General features: G+C 39.8%; 27 protein-coding genes. 10 read left to right on the top strand and 17 right to left on the bottom strand.

Features of this window, described 5'->3' with window-relative positions; all coding sequences use genetic code 11:
- Positions 1-17: 17 nt before the first annotated feature.
- The 8 genes from V7L05_RS26960 to V7L05_RS26925 form a co-directional block, all read right to left on the bottom strand.
- A complete protein-coding gene (locus V7L05_RS26960) occupies positions 18-992 on the bottom strand; it encodes a HEAT repeat domain-containing protein (RefSeq protein WP_335168714.1) in 975 nt (324 codons plus the stop codon).
- A 47-nt stretch (positions 993-1,039) separates the two neighbouring features.
- On the bottom strand, positions 1,040-1,267 hold the full coding sequence (locus V7L05_RS26955; RefSeq protein ID WP_069068766.1) for a 4Fe-4S dicluster domain-containing protein: 228 nt from the start codon (positions 1,265-1,267) through the stop codon (positions 1,040-1,042).
- A gap of 33 nt (positions 1,268-1,300) precedes the next feature.
- On the bottom strand, positions 1,301-1,711 hold the full coding sequence (locus V7L05_RS26950; RefSeq protein WP_335168711.1) for a VOC family protein: 411 nt from the start codon (positions 1,709-1,711) through the stop codon (positions 1,301-1,303).
- Between the two features lie 16 nt (positions 1,712-1,727).
- Complete coding sequence (locus V7L05_RS26945; RefSeq protein WP_335168710.1) at positions 1,728-2,195, bottom strand: GNAT family N-acetyltransferase; 468 nt, start codon at positions 2,193-2,195, stop codon at positions 1,728-1,730.
- A gap of 19 nt (positions 2,196-2,214) precedes the next feature.
- Positions 2,215-2,997: a class I SAM-dependent methyltransferase gene (locus V7L05_RS26940; protein WP_335168708.1), complete on the bottom strand. Its 783-nt coding sequence runs from the start codon at positions 2,995-2,997 to the stop codon at positions 2,215-2,217.
- 71 nt (positions 2,998-3,068) lie between these two features.
- A complete protein-coding gene (locus V7L05_RS26935) occupies positions 3,069-3,764 on the bottom strand; it encodes an HAD family hydrolase (RefSeq protein ID WP_335168706.1) in 696 nt (231 codons plus the stop codon).
- Positions 3,765-3,792: 28 nt separating this feature from the next.
- Complete coding sequence (locus V7L05_RS26930) at positions 3,793-4,287, bottom strand: GNAT family N-acetyltransferase (RefSeq protein WP_335168705.1); 495 nt, start codon at positions 4,285-4,287, stop codon at positions 3,793-3,795.
- Between the two features lie 77 nt (positions 4,288-4,364).
- Positions 4,365-6,074: a fumarate reductase/succinate dehydrogenase flavoprotein subunit gene (locus tag V7L05_RS26925; protein WP_335168703.1), complete on the bottom strand. Its 1,710-nt coding sequence runs from the start codon at positions 6,072-6,074 to the stop codon at positions 4,365-4,367.
- Positions 6,075-6,771: 697 nt separating this feature from the next.
- On the opposite strand from V7L05_RS26925, the gene V7L05_RS26920 reads away from it, so the two are divergent.
- The 3 genes from V7L05_RS26920 to V7L05_RS26910 all read left to right on the top strand — a co-directional run bounded on the left by V7L05_RS26920 (position 6,772) and on the right by V7L05_RS26910 (position 8,830).
- The gene (locus V7L05_RS26920; RefSeq protein ID WP_335168701.1) at positions 6,772-7,128 is read left to right on the top strand and encodes a hypothetical protein; all 357 of its coding nucleotides are present in this window, start codon (positions 6,772-6,774) and stop codon (positions 7,126-7,128) included.
- 243 nt (positions 7,129-7,371) lie between these two features.
- Positions 7,372-7,911: a Dps family protein gene (locus V7L05_RS26915; RefSeq protein WP_335168700.1), complete on the top strand. Its 540-nt coding sequence runs from the start codon at positions 7,372-7,374 to the stop codon at positions 7,909-7,911.
- A gap of 151 nt (positions 7,912-8,062) precedes the next feature.
- Positions 8,063-8,830, top strand: coding sequence for a ChaB family protein (locus tag V7L05_RS26910; RefSeq protein WP_335168698.1), 768 nt, complete (start codon positions 8,063-8,065; stop codon positions 8,828-8,830).
- Between the two features lie 131 nt (positions 8,831-8,961).
- Here V7L05_RS26910 and V7L05_RS26905 read toward each other — a convergent pair whose 3' ends face one another.
- Positions 8,962-9,357 (bottom strand): TIGR02588 family protein, encoded by a 396-nt coding sequence (locus V7L05_RS26905; protein WP_335168696.1) that lies wholly within the window; start codon positions 9,355-9,357, stop codon positions 8,962-8,964.
- Positions 9,354-10,238, bottom strand: coding sequence for a TIGR02587 family membrane protein (locus V7L05_RS26900; RefSeq protein ID WP_335168695.1), 885 nt, complete (start codon positions 10,236-10,238; stop codon positions 9,354-9,356). Before V7L05_RS26900 ends, V7L05_RS26905 begins: the two co-directional genes overlap by 4 nt.
- A gap of 263 nt (positions 10,239-10,501) precedes the next feature.
- On the opposite strand from V7L05_RS26900, the gene V7L05_RS26895 reads away from it, so the two are divergent.
- Entirely contained in the window at positions 10,502-10,684 is a 183-nt protein-coding gene (locus tag V7L05_RS26895; protein ID WP_334945279.1) for a CsbD family protein, read from the top strand.
- Positions 10,685-10,857: 173 nt separating this feature from the next.
- On the opposite strand, the gene V7L05_RS26890 is transcribed toward V7L05_RS26895, so the two are convergent.
- From V7L05_RS26890 to V7L05_RS26880, 3 genes are all read right to left on the bottom strand, one after another.
- Positions 10,858-11,133, bottom strand: coding sequence for a GlsB/YeaQ/YmgE family stress response membrane protein (locus tag V7L05_RS26890; RefSeq protein ID WP_334950031.1), 276 nt, complete (start codon positions 11,131-11,133; stop codon positions 10,858-10,860).
- Positions 11,134-11,551: 418 nt separating this feature from the next.
- On the bottom strand, positions 11,552-13,264 hold the full coding sequence (gene mutL, locus V7L05_RS26885) for a DNA mismatch repair endonuclease MutL (protein WP_335168694.1): 1,713 nt from the start codon (positions 13,262-13,264) through the stop codon (positions 11,552-11,554).
- Positions 13,265-13,462: 198 nt separating this feature from the next.
- Complete coding sequence (locus tag V7L05_RS26880) at positions 13,463-14,512, bottom strand: adenosine deaminase (protein WP_335168692.1); 1,050 nt, start codon at positions 14,510-14,512, stop codon at positions 13,463-13,465.
- 365 nt (positions 14,513-14,877) lie between these two features.
- Between V7L05_RS26880 and V7L05_RS26875 the strand changes: the two genes are divergently transcribed.
- Complete coding sequence (locus V7L05_RS26875) at positions 14,878-15,087, top strand: hypothetical protein (protein ID WP_292834571.1); 210 nt, start codon at positions 14,878-14,880, stop codon at positions 15,085-15,087.
- Positions 15,088-15,558: 471 nt separating this feature from the next.
- Here V7L05_RS26875 and V7L05_RS26870 read toward each other — a convergent pair whose 3' ends face one another.
- Both V7L05_RS26870 and V7L05_RS26865 read right to left on the bottom strand, forming a co-directional pair.
- Positions 15,559-15,870 (bottom strand): threonine dehydratase, encoded by a 312-nt coding sequence (locus V7L05_RS26870; RefSeq protein ID WP_335168690.1) that lies wholly within the window; start codon positions 15,868-15,870, stop codon positions 15,559-15,561.
- Between the two features lie 134 nt (positions 15,871-16,004).
- The gene (locus V7L05_RS26865) at positions 16,005-16,883 is read right to left on the bottom strand and encodes a phosphodiester glycosidase family protein (RefSeq protein WP_335168688.1); all 879 of its coding nucleotides are present in this window, start codon (positions 16,881-16,883) and stop codon (positions 16,005-16,007) included.
- 282 nt (positions 16,884-17,165) lie between these two features.
- On the opposite strand from V7L05_RS26865, the gene V7L05_RS26860 reads away from it, so the two are divergent.
- Both V7L05_RS26860 and V7L05_RS26855 read left to right on the top strand, forming a co-directional pair.
- Positions 17,166-17,540 carry a hypothetical protein gene (locus V7L05_RS26860; protein WP_335168686.1) on the top strand — a complete coding sequence of 125 codons (375 nt, stop codon included), beginning with the start codon at positions 17,166-17,168 and terminating at the stop codon, positions 17,538-17,540.
- 51 nt (positions 17,541-17,591) lie between these two features.
- Complete coding sequence (locus tag V7L05_RS26855; protein WP_335168684.1) at positions 17,592-18,674, top strand: DUF3800 domain-containing protein; 1,083 nt, start codon at positions 17,592-17,594, stop codon at positions 18,672-18,674.
- 179 nt (positions 18,675-18,853) lie between these two features.
- Here the strand turns inward: V7L05_RS26855 and V7L05_RS26850 are convergent, their stop codons facing one another.
- Together V7L05_RS26850 and V7L05_RS26845 are read right to left on the bottom strand one after the other, a co-directional pair.
- The gene (locus V7L05_RS26850; RefSeq protein WP_335168683.1) at positions 18,854-20,692 is read right to left on the bottom strand and encodes a CHASE3 domain-containing protein; all 1,839 of its coding nucleotides are present in this window, start codon (positions 20,690-20,692) and stop codon (positions 18,854-18,856) included.
- 163 nt (positions 20,693-20,855) lie between these two features.
- Positions 20,856-20,981: a hypothetical protein gene (locus V7L05_RS26845; protein WP_335168681.1), complete on the bottom strand. Its 126-nt coding sequence runs from the start codon at positions 20,979-20,981 to the stop codon at positions 20,856-20,858.
- 207 nt (positions 20,982-21,188) lie between these two features.
- Between V7L05_RS26845 and V7L05_RS26840 the strand changes: the two genes are divergently transcribed.
- The 3 genes from V7L05_RS26840 to V7L05_RS26830 are packed head-to-tail and all read left to right on the top strand — an operon-like array spanning position 21,189 to position 26,250.
- Positions 21,189-23,501, top strand: coding sequence for a GAF domain-containing protein (locus tag V7L05_RS26840; protein WP_335168679.1), 2,313 nt, complete (start codon positions 21,189-21,191; stop codon positions 23,499-23,501).
- Positions 23,495-23,944, top strand: coding sequence for a response regulator (locus V7L05_RS26835; protein WP_442937029.1), 450 nt, complete (start codon positions 23,495-23,497; stop codon positions 23,942-23,944). Before V7L05_RS26840 ends, V7L05_RS26835 begins: the two co-directional genes overlap by 7 nt.
- Before the next feature lie 5 nt (positions 23,945-23,949).
- Positions 23,950-26,250 carry a hybrid sensor histidine kinase/response regulator gene (locus V7L05_RS26830; RefSeq protein WP_335168677.1) on the top strand — a complete coding sequence of 767 codons (2,301 nt, stop codon included), beginning with the start codon at positions 23,950-23,952 and terminating at the stop codon, positions 26,248-26,250.
- Positions 26,251-26,330 lie beyond the last annotated feature (80 nt).

The following is a 26,330-nucleotide window of genomic DNA, read 5'->3' as shown; positions in this document are numbered from 1 at the left end:
CACTTTTTCTTAGTTATTTACTGCTCCCTTGAGACTATTTTATCTGTTTGAATCTTCTGAATTGCCCGTTGTGCTTGGATGGACACTTCTTTGTCAGGATCATCTAAGGCTTGTTGTAATGGGTTAATAGCATCAGATTCAGCTAAATTACCAAGTGCGATCGCGGCTTCTTTGCGTACATCTGCATATTCATCTGTTAATGCTTGAATTAATCTCGGCATAACTTGAATATCTGGAATTTTTTGTAAAGCTTGTGCTGCTGATTTCCTCACTTGCCAATGTTCATCATTTAAGGCTATTTCTAATGCTGAAATTGCTTGATAATTTTCATGAATAACCAGAGATTTTGCTGCATTCCGGCGAACTTGCCAGTCACTATCATTTGTGAGTGCTTGACAAAGTAGTGTAATCACCTCTGTATCTTGTAAATGTTCTAAAGTTAAAGCAGCAGCACGACGTACACTTGCTTCTTGATCAAAGATTAAATTTAAAGCTTGTGGACATTTTTCGAGTTGATTGATATATCGGAGTGTCGTAACGGCTGCTTCTCTTAACTCAGGATTTTTTGATTCTAAAAATGGTAAAATGTAGGATAAAGATTGAATGTCATGTATCTTCCGCAAAAGCACTAAAATATTTAATTGAAGATTGACATCATTACTTTGTAGTTTATCTAGTAAAAGTAATAATTCCTCTTGTGTAATTAACTCGTTTAACGCTGATGCGGCTTCAGTGCGAATATCTGCATCTGTTGAACTCAGACATTCAATTAAAGCCGGGATTGCAGCAGGATTGGCAATTTCCCAAATGGCAGCGATCGCTATTTTTTGAACCGTAGTATTTTCATCTTTCAAAGCGATGATTAAAGCATCTATTGTTTCTTCATCGCCTAGATGCTGCAAGGTTTTGACAGCTACTATCCGGTCATTTATATCATGCGATCGCAACATTTCCAACCATTGATTTAATTCAATATTATTACTTGTAGACATTTTTAATCCTAATATAAATGGTTAATTATTTCAGCAAGCTTACACAACTAGCGCAACAAAAAGGGAATTTGGACTGTAATTGCATTGGTGGGACATTCCTTTTCACAGGGTAAACAAAACCAACACTCATCATATTTCATGTAAGCTTTGCCTGTCTCTGGATTTTTTGCTAATACATCAAGGGGACAAACTTCAATACAAGCTGTGCATTTTTCTAAACATTTTGATTCATCAACGATGACAGGAACATCTATTCTTTGTGTGATTAAAGCCATACATTTATTACTCCCTAATTCAATTAATAAACTTTAAACGAAAAATTCTAACCCTTCCCACGGAGATGCTTTAGCAGTTTTGATTCTGGTGTTTAAATCAGAAGCATGAATTTCCAGTTTATGATCATTTGGATCAAGGAAATACAAAGAAGCACCTTCGCTTTTATTTTCTTGCCAAATTTTTGCCCCTGATTGCTGAATGCGTTGGCTAAGAATAGGAAAATCTTCAATAGAAACAGTCAGACCAATATGGGTATATTCAGGTATAGGACTTTCTCGAACTTTCTGGTCTAAAATCAATGCCAACCAAATGTCACCAGTCGAAAGATAAGCACCTTTCGTCCATTTTGCCAGTAAGCGAAAATCTAGCACATTGGTATAGAAAGCGATAGATTCCTCTAAATCTCTGACAGATAAAGTAATGTGGTTAACTCCAGTAATCATTTTAAAAAAATATTTCCTATTGAGACTGTAATTTTTTATAAAATGTCACCGACTGTTTGATATTCGTGTAACCAATTTTTTCATAAAACAAGTGAGCCTCTTTACGTTTAATATTAGAACGCAGTATGACTCCTTCACAGCCAAGCATATCAGCCCACTGTTCAATTTTCTGCATTAAAAGCCTTCCGATTCCATTATGTCGATAATTTTTATCTACCACTAAACCGAAAATAATTGCTTGGGTAGGAATAATTATTAATTCAGAAATATGAGCGTGCGCCCAACCAATTACATATTCATCTTCTAGAGTGGCAACATACACAATATGAGCATCGTTATTTTTAATTTTAGTAAGGCGCTGCTCTATTTGTTGATTTGTCACAGAATATTCAAGTTGCTCGCTAAGACTAGCAATTCTCTCTACATCTTTAATTTTAGCTTGTCTAATTTTAATTTCCTGACCTACAGTAACTTTATTTGTCATAAGTTTACATCACAGTTATTTAGTTAACCAGCGTTGCGCGGATAAAACAATAGCCTAAATCAATCTCTATCAAATTGCGAATATCACCATACTTGTTTACCCATTTACCACTATTTAAATCTGCTGCCAATAACTGTAATCCTTTATTTATTAAATCTTGATTTGCTAAAGCAAAAGATGATATTCCAGCGCGTACTTCTGGTTGAAGATATAACTCTGGTCGTCTCCAGGCTGCTGCTGCGAATAAATCAGATAAATCATGTGGTAACAAAAGAGGTATGACTTCAATACGCCTTTGAGTATTACTCTGAATTAAGTTGATCTGTTCGTTAAGTGTTAAAAATCGTAAAGCATCTTCCCACAAAAACGGAAAATAATCATAAAGCCATATTTTCTGAGCAAACCTAATATCAAAACTTAGCACAACTATTGTCCCATCTCTAATAATTCGTTGCATTTCTTGAAACGCTTTTTCGAGATGAGTAAAGTGATGAATTGCCAGGATACTTACAACACCATCAACAGACTTATCTGGTAGAGGTAAATTTTCTGCATAGCCAGTAAACCACTTAATTTGCAGATGGTCTACTGCTTGTTTTTGCATCACTACAGAAGGTTCAATAGCATTAACAAAAAATCCTTGGTTAGCTAGTGCTAGGCTGTAACCACCAGTACCAGCACCAATATCAGCGATAATACTACCTTTGGGTAAATTGAGGAAATCAATTAGTTTCTTGACAATGCGAATATCAGGAACGCGAGTTTTTGAATATTGTTGACCAATTGAATTATAAATAGACATATTTATTATAAAATCCCTAAAAATAAGATTAAAAAAATATTTAAATTTTAAATCAATAAATCAAAAATCTTTTAACTAACCAATTCTAGCAATTTTAAGAGTTCGCTTATTAGAAATTTTGGTTGCACTTCTTGTGGTAAAACTTGGTTGTTTCGGTTGTAATAGCAAAAATCAATATTGGCTTGCATTGCTCCCGCATAGTCATGAGTGAGAGAATCTCCTACGTAAAGTACTTGTGCTGGTGTTAAATCTAATCTAGATAACGCATGATGAAATATTTCAGGAGATGGTTTAGCAAAATCAATTGCTTCAGAAACTACAACTTCCTCAAAAAAATGCTCAATTCCAGCAGCTTGGATTCTTGGTAGTTGTGCTGATACAAACCCGTTCGTTATGACAGCCAAACGATAACTGCGTGCGAGAACAGTTAACACTTCATTTACATCAGGTTCCATTGCGCCCGAATGATTAAAAATATGCCAGTAACTTTCACCAAGATTGCTGATTTTATCTGTTTGTATATCTAATTTAGCAAGTGTACTTCGATAAGACATTTCGATTAACTGACTAGGAGAAAAGGTTTCGCGCTGTCTCCAATACTGGGAATTATAAGTTTCAAACACTTGAAGAAAAATAGTCTCACTTACTCCATTTAAATCTAAAGATACTCCACAATCTTCAAGCGCTCCCAGAATAGCTTGGCGTTCACATAGCTCAAAATTCAACAGTGTATTATCGAGATCGAAAATTATCGCTTCATAAGACATTTTTAGTTTTTAGGCTCAAATTAAGTTTTCACAAATCAATCCAATAACGGGAAATAATTTTGTCCGAATTCTCCAATAATCCTTCACTTGTTAATTTACCTTGATTTTTCTGAATTACGCGGGCGGAAGCAAGATTATCTTGGTTACAGGTTAAGAGAACGCGACTCAGCCCCATGTTTCTAGCTTTTTCTAGAGTCATAGAGAGTATTTTTGTACCATATCCTTTGCCTTTCTGAAGAGGACGAATCATATATCCAATATGTCCTCCTCGATGTTCTAAAGTAGGTACTAACCAGTGACGCAATCGGCTTTCACCCAGAATTACTTTACTTTGCATAACTAACCAAAAAGTTGTTGCAGGAACAAAACCTGGCTTTAAATCAATACCTTTTGAATTATCTTCTAAGTATTGAATATAGGCTGCAAAGTTTTCCTGAATTAAGGTCAAAAAATTCTGGTCAAAGAGACGGTATTCACCAGTTTTCTGATATTCCGCAACCAAATCAATAAATTCTGAATGCAAATCGCAAGTTGGGTTAATTAGTTGAACGTCTGTGAAATCTTGAAGCATTTTAGTAGAAGGTCATTTTCATTTTGACTTCACTTCACTGCAACATTATAAAATTCTTTGACTGTATCTACTTCCACAATGTAAGGATCTACAGGACGTTTGAACAATACCATTTGCTCTAATTCATCTTTTTTTAAATTGACATGACAAAACCATTCATCATCATTCTTTTCTGGATAATCTAAGCGGTAATGATAAAGACCCCAACGAGTTTCTTGACGATACAATGATGCTCTGGCTGCCATTTCTGCACAGTCGCGAATAAAATGAACTTCTAGACTACGCATCAATTCATGAGGGTCACGAGCGCCCATTATATCTAATGTTTCTTGATATTGAACAAAATGTTTCAAACCAATCTCTATTTTATTCCCCGATTTTGGTGGTTGCAGATAATCATTAACTAAGCGTCTTAATTTGTATTCTACCTGGGTGTGAGGTACACCATTTGGGCGAGTTAAAGGTGCATAAATTCTGGCTTTTTCAGCTTCTAAAAAATCTGTATCTGGTTCGATAAAATCTAAATCTTGGATATATTCAATGGCATGAGTTCCTGCTATGCGACCGAAAACAAATGCCCCAATCATGTAATTATGGGGAACGCTGGCCATGTCTCCGGCTGCATATAAACCTGTGACGGTTGTTTGAGCGTTTTCATTCACCCACACACCAGAGGCGCTATGACCACTACATAAGCCAATTTCTGAAATGTGCATCTCTACGCCGTGAGTGCGATAATCTTCATTTCTGCCTTGATGAAAACGTTCTCTGCTTGGGCGTTCATTCGCCCACAATATGGATTCAATTTCAGCGATTGTATCTTCATCAAGATGGGTCATTTTAAGTTGGACTGGACCTTTCCCAGAATTTAATTCTTTCCAGATTTCCAACATCATTTGACCACTCCAATAGTCACAACTAATGAAGCGATTTCCTTCGGCGTTAGCAGTATGAGCGCCAAAAGGCCCGGCGACATAAGCACAGGCGGGGCCATTATAATCTTTGATTAAAGGATTAACTTGAAAGCATTCAATATTGCTGAGTTCTGCTCCGGCATGATAAGCCATTGAATAGCCATCTCCAGCATTGGTAGGATTTTCATAAGTGCCGTAGAGATAGCCAGAAGCAGGTAATCCTAATCTGCCACAAGCACCTGTACACAAGATGACTGCTTTAGCTTGAATAACAATATAATCTCCGCTTCTAACATCAAATCCTACCGCACCAATAGCACGTCCTGCTTTGACTAATACACGGGTTGCCATGACGCGATTTGTGACTTTGACTTTGTGGCGTTTGACTTGGCGGGTAAGAATGGTTTTGAGGTCTTTACCTTCTGGCATGGGTAAGACATATTTACCCACACGATGCACTTGTTTTAAGTCATAGTTGCCTTGGGCATCTTTTTGAAATTTCACACCCCAGCTTTCTAATTCTTGGATGACTTCGTAACCTAATTTGCCTGTTTGATAAACGGCTTTTTGGTTGACAATGCCATCATTAGCAAGGGTGATTTCACGCACGTATTGTTCTGGTGTGGAATGACCGGGAATAACTGCGGTATTCACTCCGTCCATACCCATTGCGATCGCACCACTGCGACGTATGTTAGCCTTTTCTAAAATCAGTACATCTGCATCAGAATTCGCTTGTTTTGCCTTGATACCTGCCATTGTTCCTGCTGTACCACCGCCAATCACAAGTACATCTGTTTTGATACACTGGGTATTGATATTCATATCTAAATCTCTAGATTCGCTGTGTAATCTTATGTAATATAAGTATTTTTTATAGCTTTTTCACAAATATACGGTAAACTCGGCGAGTTACCGTATCTTACAATTTTCACATGAATAAGTAGTAAACGCAAGATAGTACAAAAGTTTTTCTCCTGGGGAGCATCCCAAATGTCTAAGTTATATTAATTGTCATTGCGATCGCAACGTAGTAGAATGTCCGATCGCAATGACAAACATCTTTTTGCAAAATTGGGATGCTCGCTTCTACTGATTGGATAAAGTCGAGCTAACTGAACATAAATAATAGAGCCATTAACCTGCCAAAACTATATTAAGTCGATATACCTAGAGACTGATTTTATTACAACTAAAGATTCGGCAAAGTTCATTCTAGAGATTGATGCAGACGTTAGCCTTTTCAAAGTAAAAGTAGAAATATGGAACCTGAAACGAAGAACGTCAATATGAATTGTAATTATTTTGCTAAAGAATTAAGGTGGTATTTACTTATTATCCCTGACTAATTCGATGCAGAAATACAAAGACAATTTCTTCGTCAGGTTCGTTTCTCAAGAACTTCCAGATTGAAGCGTAGCTTGCTAGTTTTATTATTGCTCAAGTTTGCCAAATAAAGCTATGAGCTTCTGCTCTTTCAGTGAAAGTTTTGTGTTGTTAAAGCTGTTATTGAGGATTTCAAATGAAGGTTATTGCTTCTGTTTTATCTATCTTCCGTCCAGTACGTTTTCTAGTTGTGGCTTTTACTTGTGCCTTAATATTGTTATCTAATGCTTTTCCTGCTTTTGCAATCGATAGCTACCAAAGTGACCCGACTGAAGGTACTACACAACTGCTTGACATTCAACGCAAAACTGACGAAGCCGCTAAAGAACCACCACAAGGATTGAAACAGGTTCAAAAGGAGTCCAATAAAGGACTAAATGAGGTTCAGGGAGATGCTGATATTAACAAGCAAAATCGTCCTGAAAATTCACAGAGTTCAACATCAGCTGAAGAAAATGTAAAGAAATTTTTGGACAAAGTTACAGGTAACTAACAGAGTTAATACCTTGGTAATTTTTCGGTAGTAATGGGTGATTGCATAAAAGCAGTGGCCCATTGCTGATTAGTAATATTAAGCTGGCAAATTCAATTATTAAACGAATACTACCTATTAAGGCATAGGTATAATTATGTAATGTGATAATTAATTTAAACTGATAATATTTCCTTTGGTTGATGTGCATTATATGGGAAATTTGAGATATTAATAGATAAGTTTGCTTAGGGATAGAAAACAATGCGTGCGATAAACATTGGTTTGACAGATGAACAGCGTCAAGGTGTGATTAATCTGTTGAATCAAGATTTGGCAGATGCTTATCTACTATTGGTGAAAACCAAAAAGTACCACTGGGATGTAGTTGGCCCTCAGTTCCGCTCTTTGCATCAACTTTGGGAAGAACACTACCAACAGCTGACTCTGAATATTGATGCCTTGGCAGAGCGGGTTCGTACTTTGGGCGGTTTCCCAGTTGGTACATTGGAAGGATTTCTCAAGCTTGCTACCCTCAAGGAACATGCTGGTAATGTTCCTACAGCAACAGGGATGGTAGCTAATTTAGTCCATGATCACGAGCAGGTTATTCGTAACTTGAGAGACCATGTTGATCAGTCTGGTGAAAATTTCCACGATCAGGGAACTGCTGACTTTTTAACTGGACTCCTGGAACAGCATGAGCAGATAGCTTGGATGCTGCGTTCATTTATTGAAGGGGAAGCATTAGACCCAGATGGTAGAAAGCCAGCAGCAGATGCTAAGACACCTGTAGGTGTGTAGCTGATAACGTCTGACGTTGAGGATGGCTGACTGTGAAACCAGTTGAGGGAGGATTGATTCCTCCCTCAACTGGTGTCAAAGAATTAATCTGGCTGTATCTACCTATTCACCATATTTATTGCAAAAACAACATTATATAAGGAGTATTTAAGTGCCAGAAGTATATAAAGCAGAACGTACTATCTCTGCTGTATTCAAAGAACAGAAGCAAATTGATGATGTGATTCGACGTTTACTAGATAGGGGTGTGCCTAGAGATCATATTTCGGTCATGGGCAGAAACTTCCAGTCGGAAACGAGAATCGCTGGCTTTATTAGTAAAAAAGATGTGATTCTGGGAGGTTTGAGAACCGGGGCAGTTTTTGGTTCCTTGTTTGGTTCCTTTCTCAGCTTGCTCACGGGTGTAGGCGTACTGTTTATTCCTTTTGTTGGCTCAATTGTAGCAGCAGGGCCTATAGGTGCAGTGTTGCTGGGGGCTGCTAGTGGAGCGATCGCAGGTAGTGCAGGTGCCGGTCTAGTATCGGTTCTCACCACTTTGGGAATGCCAGAAGATAAAGCGACTATCTACCAAACCCGCTTACAAGCTGGCGAATTCTTATTGATGGCAGAAGTTCCGAGCGATCGCGCCGGCGAATTTCAATTGCTGCTCGAAAGTGCTGGTGCTGAAGAAATTAACACGATTGAGAAAACCTTTGCTCGTCCTTGTCCTGGACAGTGCAACAGTCCAGAGGACTTGTCTCCTGAAGTTCGCGCTCATCTTTCTAATGAAGCTCAGAGTACATTCATTGAGCGTTATAACACTGTCTTCAATGAGAAAAATGACGAGTTCACAGCTGAACAAGCCGCCTGGGAGTCTGTTCATCAGCAGTATGATGAAGACGAAAACGGCGTTTGGTCAAAAGCTAAAGTTAAAGCTTAAACTACTGCGCCTCAGCAACCATATAGCCCTACGGTGTACGCACAAGTTATAGAGTCCTATCCGACATCCCTCTCCTTACTAAGGAGAGGGACAGGTTTTGCGTAGCAAAACCAGGGTGAGGTTTCTTTGGGCTATGGCAATTTATAGCTAGCAACACGCAGATTTAACTGACCTTGGCGCGGGTTCCGACTGAATATAAATGCGCCTTCTTCACTTTCGCCACTAGATAAAAAGTCGATCTGTTGCTCTCCTGTTTCTGTAACTTTGCCATTAATCAGTAACTCCGCCATAACCTGAACTGACTCAGCTGTATCTCCTCCACTATTCACAACTTCAAAAGGAACATAAAATTGTCCCTTAATCTCTCGAATTGTTTGTTTTTTGGTGACAGAAAGCATGGGAGGTTGATTTTTTTCGTTCAGCCAAGTGTAGCCTACCAGACTTACAATGATTGCTAGGATGAATGAGGCGACGCTGAATGTTACCCACTCAGCCATTGAGCGCTTAGATTGTTCTGTTTTAGTCATATTGCTAACCTGCCAGCTGCACCGCCAATAGTTGCAGGTAAGCCCAGCATCAATGTGTGATCTAACCACATTGTCCAGGGGTCGCTAAAAGTTAATTTTTGAAAGAACCACAGCATAAAAGCGCCTGCTAGCAGTGACACTAGGTAAGACATAATGGTTTCGCTCGATGGTCGTTGGAAAATTCCCTTTTGCTGTTTACGCTTTTGCTGGTCAGAAAAGCCTGCCTGAAATACAATCCCATAAGAAATTAGCAAAGATGTAACGATCATTGCCAACTCCCAAGGTGGGGAGGCTGCGGCTGCTAACATCGTAATTTCATCTGTTGGAGCAATGTTAAATGCAATTACAATTGCACCAATCAGAGTTGCGCCCAAATCGGCGAAGCTAGCCTGTAACTCATCCCCTTTGTTATTGGTTGTGTTCTTTGCCTCGGTTGCTTCTCCTTCTGCATAGCTGTTTCTAGTATCTCCCAACAACTGGTTGGCTAATGCTACACCGATCGCGAAGGGTACACTTTCAAAGATGATTTTACCTAAAGATTCCTTTAGGGAAGTTTCTGGTGTCAATTCTCGCAATAGTAGCAGCACAAAGGTAGAGCAAGCTAGTCCGATCGCGATCGCTTCTACGGTATCCATTGCGGCTTGATCAGCTAGCCAGGTATATCTGCGTTCCCGAAAGCCTTCTATCTGATTCAGAAAGTAAACCACAATAAACATCAATGCGATCGCCATGATCATCAGTTGTGGTTTTGCCAGTGATCCAATCCACCAAACCTCCATTGTGTATAGCAAAGGTATGCCAAATAAAAAACCTCCACAAGCACCCCGAATGATATCATTAATCTCACTCCTCCAGACATTTTTTTGACGTTTTGTTGGCACTCCTTTACTTTCCTTTAATTAAAAATTTGCTTTGACTTAGTAGTTCATTTATTTGCGAAAAAGTTATTTTCTTAATATATCTAAATCTTATTTATCATATATTCATATTTTACTTTTACATTGTATGATTCTGTGGTATCCCGCATCTATCTTAGGTTAATATAATTTACAAAATTATTCTATCGGTTGATGGAAGTAAAAAAGAATATACTATTGTTAGTTTATGTAATAGCTGAATCAACTACAACCTGGAAATAAAAACCATGACAGCCGAAAAAAGAGTAGAAGCTACTGCAAAAAATATTGAAGGAAAAATCCAAGAGGTTGTGGGTGAAATAACCGGTAATCCACAAGATAAAGCTGAAGGACAAGCAAAGCAAGCTGAAGCTCAAGTTAGTCACACTGTAGAAAATATTAAAGACGAACTCAAGAAAGCTTTAGACTAATTTAGCTTTTGCAGTACAAATAGCAATTTTAGCCATGATTCGTTACTGATAGTCTAACATTAAATACTCCACTAACTTTGAGGAAGTGGAGTTTTGGTATTGGCGTAAAATCTGAAAGGATTAATTACTAAAAACTTGCTTATAACCATGATTTTTATAGCAATTAAATTCAACTAATAACTGCTACGCCCAGCTAATAAGTTCCATAAAAAGATGGCAATTATTGCACCGATGACGGCAACAATTACACCAGGGATACTGAGGGTTGCAGCAGTTAATTGAAATCTTCCTGTCTCTAAAAGAGTAACTACAATTCCCCCGATTACAGCACCGACGATACCTAAAACCATAGTTGAAACAATTCCACCACCCTGACGACCGGGATAAATAGCTTTCGCTATAGCTCCAGCAATTAAACCCAGAACTATCCAAGCAATAATGTTGAGCATAATTTCATACCTCAGAAAAGTTAATAACTAGGTTAGAAATTACAATAGTGTTTTACTTCTACCCAAAGATATAAGTATTAAAGCTCAATAAAAATTAACAACTTTTATAAATCTCTGAGATGCAGACTGGTAAACGCTTTTACTGTTTGTTGGGCTGCTACGAGTGCCTAGCAATCCTTTGCGGTGTATAGATTACGAATTATGTCATATTTTACTAGTGCGATCGCATCAATCGTGTAACGAACAGTAACTATTCTTGGCGATAAACCTCTCTACAATGTTTCGCTTTCATCACGGTTACTAATAAAGCCTCATCTTGTATTTGTTAGATTTGCTATTTGTTAGTATATTTACTTGCTCAACTATTTATAATTTTCTGAATTTAATAAAATTATTTCACATATTCTTTTGAAGAACATCAAATTCCATGACTTTTACCAATTACCCAATTACGCCGGAAAAACCGGGCTAAAGCTGATTCTTCTAAGGATAGATATATTGGACGTCCGTGAGGACAAGTGCGGGGGTTGCGAGTGCCTTGCCAATCATCTAAAAGTGTCTGCATTTCTTGTTGATTCATCGGTGTACCATTACGAATGGCACTGCGACAGGCGACAGCTACTTGGGCTGTTTGTAAATCGCCTCCCCAACTAAGTTCTAAAATTGCTTCTGCACAATCGTCTCGCTGCTGCAAAGGTGCGGGGATGTTACGGACTGCCCAAAGTTGTTCGCCAAAGGGTTCTATTTCTAAACCGATGCGTTGCAGTTGTAATACTTGCGCTGGCGACAATTGATAAAGAATTATTGGCGGTTCCACGGAAACTAGTTGCCAATTATCACATAATTGCTCATACAAAACTCGCTCATGGGCAATGTGCTGTTCCACTAACCACATACCACCTGAATGTTCCGCCACAATATAGGTATTGCTAACTTGAGCGACAGCCTTTAAGGAATTAGGAGAGACGCGATTAATCGCGTCTGTACAAGGCTTGGCATTTTGAGGATTGAAATTGTAGCCGCCTTTGGCTTCTGCGGCTTTGAGTAATTTACTAACTCGTGTTGTGTGAACAGCTTCTTTGAGATTGGTAGAAGAGATGCTGAGTGCTTGGTTAATTGCTTGGGTAATTTGCTCTTGCCAATAAATGATTTCGTTGAGATAAATTTCTGTTTTTGCTGGATTGCGATTCCAGTTAATTTGATCGGGAGAAATGGCAAGATGTAAGAAACAAATTGGATAGCGATCGCGTGGTAATGTTCTATGAAATGCTGATAATATCGTTTGCTCTAGTTCCGGCATCTTAACCATCCGTCCGTTAATAGCTACACGTACCCAATCTGGACGATGACGATGACAGCGATCGGGTAATCCTACCACTAAATTTAGTGAGGAGTTTGGAGAGACGCGATTAATCGCGTCTGTACAAGAATTTGGAGGGTTGGGTATTTCGAGTTTCACTTCTTGCAAGTCACCTTGTCGCACTTGCGGTAAAATCTGCGGTAGCAGATGCCCAGTTGTGGGAGCAGGAGAGATGGTGAACCATTGACGGTCATTTTGCCAAATCTGCCAGGTGACATGGGGATGACATAGGGCAATTTGTTGAATTGTGGCTTGCACGGCTTTCATTTGCTGTGCTGCTGTGGGCAATCCTTGACGACGAGATGAGCAATTACCGAAAAGATGCGAAACTGTAACTACTGTACCAGGTGCGATCGCAGTTACTTCAACTTGCACAACTTCCCCACCGTCGCCATAGCTAATCCGCCATCCTAATTTTCCACCCACAGGACGACTCAAAATTTCCAAATCTGCCAGAGTCGTCAAACTGTGCAACGCCTCACCACGAAACCCTAAACTGTTTATTTTCCATAAATCGGCACTAGAGCGAATTTTACTGGTGCTGTGGGCTGTGGCTGCTTGTTGCAAATCATCTAGGTTCATTCCACAACCATTATCTGCCACACGAATTCGCCATTGCTGTGGCCATAGAGAAACCACAATTCGGGTTGCACCTGCGTCTAGGGAATTTTCTACCAATTCCCGCACCACAGAAGCTAAAGAGTCGATGACCTCTCCAGCTGTAATCAGATATACAACTTCTGTTGGTAGAGCTTGAATAGTAGATGCCATAAATTTCAGTGAAAAAGGAACCACAGATAAACACCGATGAATTATCTGCGTGCATCTGTGGTTTAATTACTCAAACATTGATTTTTTCAAGATATCTATTGTGCATTAGAACTTTCTCTACGCCATCAAAAAAAATCACTGATTGCAACATTAATTAACATTAAATCATCTTACTTTCTACTTCTCTCTAGGTGGTCGTTAATTAGTATCCCTTATTGCCAAAACTTTCGGTGGTTCAGGTTTCAGCAAACCGTTCAACAGGGATGCGGGAGGTTGACTGTAAGGCCAAGCAAAAGCATGACGGAAAGCGGCGTCTTGACAAGCTTGTAGTTGTTCAAAACTAATTATGTTGTAAGTCAGGAGATTTTCATACTCAAACGGTAGACGCACATTATGCAATCCAGCATTATCAGTACAAATAGCGATATCTACCCCAGCATCAAAACAACGATCAAAAACTAATTTGAGTTGACGTATATCTTGCAAAGTACCAGTTTTTAGGTAAGTTGTCGGACAAACCTCTAAACATTGTCCGCGTTTAGCCACATCATTAAGTAACTCTGGATACAGTAGGGGAATTTGAATGCCGTGACCAATCCGCATCAAATAGGGTAACAGTTCTGGATAACAACCAGCAGTGGTTTCATATAGATGTCCCGTGGTGTTAATGCCCAGCGATCGCGCATAATCATATAGGCTGATCCATTCTTCCATGCGATCGGCATAATAGCTATCACCCCCCGCTACATCTACTGCACAGACATACTGCTTATTTTGCGCCGCCAAATCAACAATCGCCTTGTTCACCTCATAGGGTAGGCGCGTGTGCATACAGAGAATTTGGCTACTAACAATCGGATATTCTGGCTGGTGGCTAGCAAGTCCGACTACTTGCACAATTTCTGCCATCTTGTCAATTCTCTGTGATTGATTCAGATGCTCAGGTGTCCGTAAATAGGGGGTGTAGCGCAGTTCCAGATAAGCCAAATTTTCAAATATGTAAGCACCCCGTACCAAGCGATAGATAAAGTAAGGCAAAGTCTCCACAGTTTGCACACTTTCTACCAAGGTGTGTAATTCTAGATACTCATCTAGGGTGTTGCGTGGGCGGGTATAAAAATCTTCAAATTCTGAATAGTCAGCAAATCGGGAAATTAACTCTGAAGAATGTCGCTCAAAATATCGCCATAAAACTCGCGGTACGACCGAGCCGCCCAGGTGTCTATGTAATTCAGCATATAAAGCCATAGTGGTATTTTTAACTAAAAATTTCAATAATTGTAACAAAAACATCAGAATAAAAAATCTGTAGTCGAAAAATTTAAGTCCAGAGGAGTTGGAGCAGAGGTTTCCCCCATCTGGATTTTTCAACAGAGGCTCTGACCTAGAAGCTGCACGAAGGTCGAGATTTTAGCCTTATTTTCTGAAAATCCAGCATTTAATAGTGTTTTGAGCATACATAAATAAACTTGACATCATCAAGATGAAATTGATAATATTAATAACCTTAATTTTTGTGTTACACTGAAAAAATATTGCTATTGTTGAGCAAGTAAAATATAGCAATATATTTTTCCTTTAACTAAGCAAATTCCTGGCAAGGTTGGTATTAATTGAAAATTCAAGCGTTGGATGTCAAGGCTGGCGATCGCATTATTGCTTACTGCAACAACAAAATGCAAACCTGCAAGGTAAAACGCATTTTAGATCCTGGTCAAGCTAATATCACACTATCAGTCTTCACCTCTGAGAATTATCGCGGCTGCTCAGTTTCATCTATAGTCCGTTTTCGGAGCAACGCGTTGGTTGATTTGGTAAGTTAAAAATCAAGGAAACATTCAATCTCAAAAATCTCTCTAACTCTTGTCCAGCCTCAAACTGGATCTAATTTTTATTAAAGATGCGATGTCTGCGGTGGGCTACGCCTACGCACATCCAAATCCGTTAATTGTGGCTGGATGATTTTTCAAGAAAAGCGCCCTTACACTACACCAGTGCAGGCGACAGCAATTTTTGAACAAACTGATACTATGCTCATGACCACCAATAAATGCAAGAGCTATGCACAAAGTAACTAGAATTGTGCTTAGTTTCTAGAGAATATATAAAATTCTGAGAGGAAAAATTGGACTGCGATCGTGCAAAGCCTCCACCGTAGGATGTCCGTACCCCTAAGGGGAAGCAAGCTACGCGTAGCGTCTCCTTTAGGAGAAGGGCTATAGGGAGAAGATCGCGCTGCTTCACCGCTTTGCATCTACGCATTACTAAGATCAACCTGTAATTGATGGCTTTTGTTAGTTCTTTTTCACATCACGAGCCATGTTGAGGTAATAGTCGTCAATTTTGGCATTAGAACGACGGCGGTTAGTGGCAGGAATTTTAGCAGTGTTATCCTGAGCCTTTTCTATTGGCTGTTTGGCTGAAGCTTGTTTTATAGCTTGCGCCTGATCAGATTCCAAGAAATAACCAGAGCTAGTAAATCCGAAAAGCTTGGCAAAAAAACCAAAAAAATTTCCGACAAGATTAGAAATAGTTTGGAATAAAACACCAAACAAGCCTTCCAAACGAAGGAACAAGTTCCGAATAATTTGAGGTAGACGAAGCATGACAGCACCTTCAATGATTACCTATTATCATTGTGACTCAATTTGGATTCGGGGATTGGTGCTATGGCAAAAATCTACCAGTGGGTAGGCGTAGCTCAAACAAAGCCCAATCGCTGCAATGATACTGTTCAATACTAGTTTTCCTGAACCAGCAAAACCGACTTCACCCGACGCTTGATAGAATTTCCCTCCAAATCAACCTTCCCGTAAAAGGTTTTGCCCTTGTAATACAGCGAAGACGAACTCCCTCCATCCAGATTCATCGCTTGATCGACACCAAGAGTTTTCATCAAATCAGCTAATGCTGGCAAGGACACCCCAGAGTTAGCGGGAGCCGAGGATTTTTGAGCCACCATAACTAAAACAAGGCTGCCATCACGGGTGATACCGACAGCAGTTCTGGCGTTGGGTTGGTTGCTGCCAAGTGCATCTCGTTTATTGGTATTATCCACAAAGCCCTCTTGTACTGACGTGAGTTCTGGTAACAGCCGTGGGCCTGCACCTACAGCATCGACTAACTTACAACCTGCTGGTGGTGGCTGGCTGTGTAGAGCAATATCATAGCGAACGGTTTGCCCACATAAGTAGCGGCGGAATTCTGTGCGATTGAATATTTGACTCAGGTAAGGTTTTAAGTTGGGATTGTTCACCAGGCGATCGTTTTGCTTGGGGTCAGCTACCAACTTCCCTTGTACGACAATATATGATGTAGATTTTTGGTTAACTGGGTCAAAAAAGCCTGCATTCAAGATAGCTACGGCTCGATCCTTCTGGGCAAATTCCTCTATGGTGGCTACCTTCTCTGATAATGTAGGAGTTACCAAAAATTTGCTATTAGCTGGAATTAACAGGATATGAGCTATGCTTTGGGGCAAAGTGCGATCGAAGTAGCGGATAGTTTTTGGTGGTGAAGATGCAACAGTCGGTATTGACGGTGTTGAGGAACGCAAATTAAACCACAACACCATTGCCAAACTAATTAATATCAAACTCAGTAGTTTAATTTTTCTCACATTTAAACTCACTAGCAGTTAGCTCCAATAAAGTTGATTTAATAGTACTTTGACAACATCTGTAAAATATTAGCAGAAAAATACCTTCACAGTTTTGCGCGTTGGTTATACCAATTCGCATCGCTAATTTTTGGCTGATGGGAAAAATGCTCTCAAAAACCCTACTCAATGGAATCCACTTGTTACAATTAAGAGATAAACATTGCAAAATACCTTATCCCTGATAGGGATTGAAACTCTTGAAACTTACTAAAATCTCTATTAGGGATTGAAATTAAGACCATGTTAGAAACCACAAACCTGAAAAATATCTCCAAAAATTTCGCTCTAGCCAGAAATTGTACTTCTTTCAAAGAAAATGAGGCAATGAGAGCTATTGCATATAGCATGGATTTACTACTACCTGGTTTGTATATATGGCTACTTGGCTTTAGTTTTCGCATTGGTGGGAGCGTACCAGATGATATTCCCTATAAATATCCCGGTAAAATTCACCCTACGGGTTCGGCAGTCCCTCTTTGTTGGAACAACAAGACCGGGCTACCTCACAGTTACACTGGAATTGCTTTAGTATTACCAAGATATAGAATTTTTACGACTTACCAGGGTATTTATGACCCTAAACAGACATCAAATACAGAGGCTAACAGCTTTTAATTCTACGGTTATCGACTCAAATACTTTTGAAACTTTATTTTTAAAATTTAAATGACTATTCAAGAAATTTATTGTGATGAGTCTGGATTCACAGGCAATAATCTTTTAGATAAAGATAATCCTTATTTTGCATATACTACTGTTGCTATTAGTCATGAAGAAGCTAAAGATTTTGTAGCAAAAATAATTAAAGATAATAAGATTCAAAATGAATTAAAATTTAGCAGTCTTATTAAACATAGTAAAGGTAAACAAATAATCACACAAATTCTCTCTACATTTCATGAAAATACTAAAATTAGTATATATCATAAAAAATATAGTTTAGCCTGTAAGTTTTTTGAATATGTTTTTGAGCCTACCATATCAAGTAACAATAAGTTATTTTATGAGCTTAATTTCCACAAATTTATTAGCAATATTTTATACTTTGAATTTGAGCATTACAATAAATATGCAGAGGAAATTTTTGAAGACTTTTATAAATTTATACTCAATAAAACTGATGATGATTTATTTTATAGTTTTAGTTCTATAGAGGTAGATGGAATTTCACCATCTCTTAAAGCAATTAGAGATTTTTGTCTTTTTAATAGAGATATAGTTAAAAAAGAATTAGAATCTTTAAAAGGTTCTGGAATAGAAAAATGGGTTTTAGATGCTAGTAACAGTGCGCTTCATCTTCTTTTAGCTCAATGGGGACTTAAATATAAACAGTTAAAAGTTTTTTGCGATAGGTCTAAACCTTTACAAGAACAATCTATTTTTTTTAATCCGATGATTAATAATGAAAACCAAGTATTATTGGAGCTTAATAATCAAGCAACTCCCATAACTTATAATCTAGCAGATAACATTGAATTTGTTGATTCTCGGCAATATCACGGAATACAATTAGCAGATATATTTTCAGGAGCTTCTACATTTATACTAAAAGAGAATCAAAAAGGTGCAAATTACCCAAAAGAATGGAGCAACTATTTATCTAAATCTGTAATAGCCACTATATCTGTATTCCCTGAAGTAGACTCTTTAGACCCAAAACAACTATCATTTAAAAGAAATGTTCTAATACTAGAAGAATTAGTTCGTCGAAGTGCTAAAAAAATCCCTTTATTAGAAAATATGTCATAATTTATAATATTAGTAGACCATTATTTACGCTTGAATTTGTTTGAACCAAAAAATATTTAGATTTATGTCTACCAGTAACTCATTAGTTTCTACAAAATTTCAGTAAATTAAAAACTTTTTTCAAAAGGGCGAACGTTAGGATTTTTTGTAGTCTGTGATACTTTCACCAGCAAAATCAATTAGCCATCTCCTGTAACTGATTCCAGTTCTGGAGACAGCGAATGTGTGTCTCTGGATGTTAAGGCAGGCAAGTAGACTGTAAATTGAGTACCTCTACCTACCTGACTGTAAACATTGACAAAACCACCGTGATTCTTAATGATGCCCAACGCCGTGGAAAGTCCTAAACCTGTACCTTTGCCTACGTCTTTAGTTGTGAAAAATGGTTCAAAAATCCGTTGCTGGATTTCCGACGACATCCCCATACCAGTATCCGTCACCACGATCGCAATATAAGAACCCACTTTCGCATTAATATTTATCTGGGCAGAATGTTCACCAATCACCAGATTTTCCGCCACAATCCTTAAAATCCCGCCATTGGGCATCGCGTCGCGGGCGTTGACTACTAAATTTATCAGCACCTGATGTAGTTGAGTTGTGTCTCCACGGACATACCACAGATTTTTGGGGATATCTATTTGGCAGATGATGGATTTGGGGAATGTTTGAGTGATAATTTGCTCAATTTCTGCCATCAATGGCTGAATTTGCACAATTGTCCGTTTACCTTCAATACCCCGTGCAAAAGACAAAACTTGCTTAAGCAAATTAGCGCCGCGTTTGACATTATTTTCTAAAGTTTGCAGTATTTGCTGACTCTGCTGGTCGGGCAATTTCTTTTGCAACAGTTGAACTGACATTAAAATTGGGGATAGTATATTGTTGAGATCATGGACGATACCGCCAGCTAGAGTACCAATACTTTCCAAACGTTGCGATCGCAGAAGTTGAGCTTCCAATTGTTTTTGCTGGGTTATATCTCGCATCAGTGCCAAATGCATGAACGTCCCATCAGATTCGTTACGCAGTGGTACGGCATGAGTTTCCATGTAGCGGCGGGTGCCCTTAAATCCCACAATTTCAAACTCTAAAGTCCCCTTGTTACCTTGGCAGACACTTTTATGCAAGTCGGCAAAGGCTGCTCTATACTCTGCTACAATTACGGCATCAACAGGTTTACCAATCAAAATATCAGCACTTTCTACTTCCATCATTGCCAGCCCATAGGCATTAATTTCTAAAAGGGTGCCATCCCTGGCAATTAACTTGATACATTCTGGTTCTGCATCTATCATGGCTTCTAAACGATTTTCGCTTTGGCATAAGGCCAGTTCCGTCTGCTGAAGTTGCCTGATATAACGCCACAACAAGTCATACAGCAGTGTCACCAGCACCAAATCTACAATAGCCGCGATAAAAAATATAACTATTGCCTTTTGGGAACTCGCTTGTGACTGCTGCACTCCCTGCTGTAATAAATTTTGTTCCGCCTTTAAAGAGTCGTGAATTAACTGTTGGATATCTTTGCCGATTTGCTTGTCTTTATCAGATAAGATTTGCTGCCGAACTGCTTCTAATCCCTGGTTTTGTCTGAGGTGAATTTCTTGTTGCAGGATGTTGAGCCTATTGGTAATTTTCGGCTCCAACAAAGAAATCCACTGCTGCTTTTGATGGTTATCAGCAGTTAAATTGCTGAGAATCTGAATATTGCTATTGGTTTGTTGATAGTCTGCAAGATAGGTTTGTAAATCATCTGCATCTGCTGTAATTAAATAATTACGTTGTGCAGTTTCAGTATCTTTGAATGTAGATTGGATATTTTCAAGTTGGGTAATAATTTCATAGGAGTATGTCACCTCTTGCTGGTTGTGAATCAGCTTAACAGTGTTGCCATAGGAGACTACAGCATTAGTAAATACAACTGCCAATGCTAGGACGAATATTGCTTTTAGCTTTTGGACTCGATACCATTTTTTGATCATGCGATCGCCCTTTCTGCCGCAGATGACCTCCATTAGTTAAGATTAAAGAATACAAACAAATATTGAGAATATTTTAAGGATTTTGATAACACGGGTAGCAAAATAGAATCTGTTATAGTTGTAAATATCTATATTTTTGGGGATGATAATTTATACATATTAGTTACAAATAAATCCGCTAATTTTTAATATAAATTCATTGAAAGCGGCGGGAAACTCCATCCCCAGGTGTCTGTAGAGGGATAGCCGCCCCGCCGCTTGGGGCATAGGGCATAGGGCATGGGCCAAACAGGTAACTTCTTCCCCATTCCCCATTCCCCATGCCCAAAAACTCCATCCCCCTTGTGGGTGGAGTTTTTTATTTTTAGCAATAACGTCGCCAATGGGCAGAGCCTTGTAACGAGATGTGACTCATATTTGGTTATGTCTGTCAATGCGTAAGTCCTAACCTATTAAAAAACGTTAAGCTACTCTTGAGATAGCCAAACTGCTGACTGAATATTAAATTTAGATTTTTTAAGAAAACTCAATGAAAGCTAGACAGATTGATACAGAAGTGGCGAGGTTAGAAGCCCTCCGCCGGTATCAAATTCTTGATACCGAACCCGAAGAAGCCTACGACAATCTTGCTCAATTAGCGGCATTTATTTGTGAGACTCCCATCTCATTGGTAAATTTCATTGATGAAAATCGTCAGTGGTTTAAGGCAAAAGTAGGTTTAGATATATCAGAAATGCCCCGGAGTGTTGGGTTATCTTACCTTTGCCAAGAACGGCGTAACGTTGTAGTGGTTCCTGATACCCTAGCTGATGAAGAGTTGGCAAATAATCTAGTAGTAACTGGCTATCCATATATACGCTTTTATGCAGGTGTACCCTTAATTAGCCCAAAGGGAGATATGCTGGGAACTCTGTGCGTAATTGACCAAGTTCCACGGCAATTGAGCCAAAAACAAGTGGAGGCGCTTATAGCCCTGAGTCGCTTGGTAATCGACCAACTAGAACTCAGGCGTCATGTAACTGAGGTATCTCAAATTACCGAGAAACTAAATTTTCCAGACATTACTGAACGGCAAAAAACAGCAGAAGCACTACGGGAAAGTGAAGAACGTTGGCAATTAGCATTACATGGTAATAATGATAGTATTTGGGATTGGAACCTCAAGACTAATGAAGTGTTCTTCTCAACTCGATGGAAGGAAATGCTCGGCTATAAAGACCACGAAGTTTCCAACGGTTGGGATGAATGGATACAACGAATCCATCCCGATGAGCGAGATTCTGTACTTCAAGCCTTCCAAGACCACTTTGCCAAGAAAACACCGTTTTACGTCTGTGAATATCGAGTCCAATGCCAAGACGGCAGCTATAAATGGATTCTAGATCGAGGACAGGCACTTTGGGACGCATTGGGTGATATAGTGCGGATGGTGGGTTCTTATACAGATATCACAGATCGCAAGCAGGTAGAAGAGGAATTAAAGCGACAGAATCTGCGATCGCAATTATTTGCCGAAATCACTTTAAAAATTCGAGAATCTTTACAAATAGACGAAATACTTCAAACCACGGTTATAGAGGTACAAAAATTACTACAAGCTGACCGAGTTTTGATTTTTCAACTGTGGCCTGATGGTTCGGGAACAGTAGTGCAAGAGGCGGTGTTGCCTGGTTGGCCGGTAATTCTCGGAAAAAATCTGCTCGACATCTGCTTTAAAGAAGAATACCTAGAAAGATATCGCCGAGGAAGAGTCAGTGCCATTAAAGACATTGAATCTGCTGATATTCACCCCTGCCATCGAGAATTCCTTGCTGAATTTGCTATCAGGGCTAACCTCGTAGTACCGATTCTTGTCAGGGAGAGCATTTGGGGCTTGTTACTGGCTCATCAGTGTGTCGCACCTCGACAGTGGAATAACTTTGAGACGGAGTTGTTACAGCAACTAGGTAATCAAATTGGGATTGCTTTATCTCAAGCCCAACTATTAGAAAAAGAAACCCAGCAAAGTCAGGAACTGGCTCGTTCCAATACAGAATTGGAACAGTTTGCCTATATCGCTTCCCATGACTTGCAAGAGCCGTTGCGGATGGTAACTAGTTATTTACAACTACTAGAGCGAAGATACAAAAATCAACTAGATGCCAATGCCGATCAGTTTATCACCTACGCAGTAGATGGGGCCAGCCGGATGCAGACCCTGATCAACGATTTGTTGAACTATTCCCGCGTCAGCAGCCGTGGACAGCCCTTTATACCAGTTGATTGTAGTGTTGTTTTAGAACAGGCGATCGCTAATCTTCAAATTGCGATCGCCGATAGTAGGGCAGTTGTCACTCATGATACTCTACCGTCAGTGATGGCTGATGCTACCCAACTGACACAAGTATTTCAAAACCTGATTGCCAACGCCATCAAATTTTGTCGTCATCAGCAGCCACGAGTTCATATTGGAGTGGGGAGTAGGGAGTGGGGAGTGGGGAGTGGGGAGTGGGGAGTAGGGGAGCAGAGGAGCAGGATAGCAAGGGAAGAAAAGACTACCACATCTCCCTCATCTCCCTCATCTCCCTCATCCCCCACATCCCCCTCATCCCCAACTCAAAACGAATATTTGTTCTGGGTGCGCGATAATGGTATTGGTTTGGAATCCCAGTATGCTGAACGTATATTTATAATTTTTCAGCGTTTACACGGTAGAGACAAGTATCCAGGTACTGGGATTGGTCTGGCAATTTGTAAGAAAATTATAGAACGCCACGGCGGCCGGATCTGGGTTGAGTCGAAACCGGGTCAAGGCTCGACTTTCTACTTCACAATTCCAGATAGAGCTCTTAAGCAATGGTGAGAACCATAACAGCAATTATGCCTATTGAGGTTTTGTTAGTAGAGGATAATCCTGGCGATGCTCAACTCACACGCATCGCCCTGGAAGATAGCAAAATCTCGATTCACTTGAACGTGGTCGAAGATGGTGTAGAGGCAATGGCATTCTTGCGAAAACAAGAAAAGTATGCTAAAGTAGCCCATCCACATATTGTACTACTCGATTTAAACCTGCCTAGAAAAGATGGGCGGGAGGTATTAGCAGAAATTAAAGGAGATAAAAACCTCAAACGAATTCCTGTAGTAATTTTGACGACTTCCCAAGCTGAAGAAGACATCCTCAAAGCTTATAACCTTTATGCCAACTGTTATATAACTAAGCCAGTAGATTTCGATCAATTCGTTAAAATTGTCCAATCAATAGAAAATTTTTGGTTTGCGATCGTAAAACTGCCGCCGGAGTAGGGAAAATGGCAGGTAAAAATATTAAAGTCTTGTTAGTAGAAGATAACTCTAGTGATGTCTTTTTATTACAGGAGTTTTTAAAGGAAGTTACGACAGTTGTAGTTAATTTGATGCCCGTTGAGCGGCTTTCGGAAGCACTCAACTACCTAGCAAACGAAATTTTTGACGTGATTTTGTTAGACCTCTCGCTACCAGATAGCCAGGGACTTGAAACCTTTGTCATCGCTCACCATCAGGCAAAAGCAACTCCGATAATTGTGCTGACGGGTTTAGACGATGAAACCCTGGCAATTAGGGCAATGCAGCAAGGAGCGCAGGATTATTTGGTGAAAGGGCAAGTAACTGGCGACTTGCTGGTGCGCTCAATGCGTTATGCCATCGAGCGTCAACGGGCAGACGACGCACTGCGTCATAGTGAGGAGCGATTTCGGGTTGCCCTGAAAAACTCTCCCATCTTTGTCTACAACCAGGATCGGGAGTTACGGTACACTTGGGTTTACAATCCCTCCGATGGATTGATGGTTGAGGAAATGTTGGGCAAAAAAGACTTGGATATCATTCCAGTTGAAGATGCTCAACGTCTCACCACAATTAAACGTGGGGTGCTAACCACGGGCATAGGAACACGAGAAGAAGTATCAATTAGAATCAAAGATACAACTCGATATTACGATTTAACTGTCGAGCCATTGCGGAATGAGTCGCAAGAAGTTGTCGGCGTGACTTGTGCCAGTATCGATATTAGCGAACAGCAAGCGGCGCTACGCGAACAGCAAGCTGCGCTACGCGAACGCAAATTAGCACAAGAAAAAATCCGCGAACAAGCAGCATTACTTGATGTCACCACAGATGCCATTTGCGTGCGAGATTTAAACAATCAAATTATCTTCTGGAACAAAGGCGCAGAAACACTTTACGGCTGGCAAGCTACAGAGGCTTGCGGCAAAAATGCTAGTGAGCTTTTGTTTGACGAACCTTCACCAGAAATCGAAGCAGCTCTATTGCAAGTTATTAGTAAAGGTAAGTGGCAGGGGGAGTTAACTAAACTTACCAAAACTGACAAAGAAATCCTTGTTGCTAGTCGCTGGAGTCTGGTATGCGATGAACAAGGCAAACCCAAATCAATTCTCACCGTTGACACAGATATTACCGACAAAAAACATTTAGAAGCCCAATTGTTTCGCGCTCAACGCTTGGAAAGTATTGGCACTCTAGCTAGTGGCATTGCTCACGACCTTAACAATATCCTCACACCGATTCTGGCAGGAGCGCAACTGTTACCACTGAAATTTCCTGATGCGGATAAACGCACCCACCATCTACTAGAGATTTTGGAAATCAACGCTAAACGCGGCGCTGATTTAGTCAAACAAGTGCTGTCCTTTGCGCGGGGTGTGGAAGGGAAGCGCATCACTTTGCAACTCAAGCATTTGATTGTGGAAGTTGCCAAGATTTTGAAAGAGACATTTCCTAAATCTATAGAAATCAGCACTGATGTACCGCAGGATTTGTGGATGGTTTCTGGAGATAGCACTCAACTGCATCAAGTGCTGATGAACCTCTGCGTTAACGCCCGCGATGCTATGGCCAATGGCGGTAGTTTGAGTATCTCTGCCGAAAATCTGTTGATTGACGAAAATGATGCTCGGATGAACCTGGAAGCCAAAGAAGGGTCTTATACAGTGATTACTATCTCCGATACCGGAGTTGGGATTCCTAGAGAAATCTTAGATAGAATTTTCGAGCCATTCTTTACCACAAAAGATGTCGGACAAGGCACAGGGTTAGGACTTTCCACCGTCCTGGGGATCATTAAAAGTCATGGAGGTTTTGTAAACGTGTATAGCGAACCGGGAAGTGGCACTAGTTTTAAAGTTTACTTGCCAGCAGTGGGGGGAATGGAAACATTCAGCCCAGAAGATTTGCCACCACAAACAGGAAAAGGAGAATTGATTTTGGTTGTGGATGATGAAACTGCCATTCAAGAGATTACGAGAACATCATTAGAAACTCACAACTACAAAACCCTAATTGCGAGTGATGGCATTGAGGCGATCGCGCTATACGCTAAAAATATGGACAAAATTAGTGTTGTACTAATGGATATTATGCTGCCCTCGCTGGATGGTTTAACTGCCATCCGTACCCTGCGAAAAATCAACCCCCAAGTCAGAATTATTGCCAGCAGTGGACTTATGTCTGACAATAAGCTCAGTGCAGTAGCTGCTATTGGTGTGAATACGTTTTTGTCGAAGCCCTATACTGTCAATGAATTATTGCTTTCTTTACAGAAAATCCTCTCGTGAGTCAATTCAGAAGGCTCAGTTGGAACCCACCTTAAAAACGTCGGACTTAGGCTGTGGACTAGGTTTGTATTGGTAATATT

Source organism: Nostoc sp., assembly GCF_036917755.1.
GTDB lineage: Bacteria > Cyanobacteriota > Cyanobacteriia > Cyanobacteriales > Nostocaceae > Nostoc.
The sequence above is the reverse complement of the archived record's forward strand: the minus strand, read 5'-3'. Positions and strand labels throughout refer to the sequence as shown.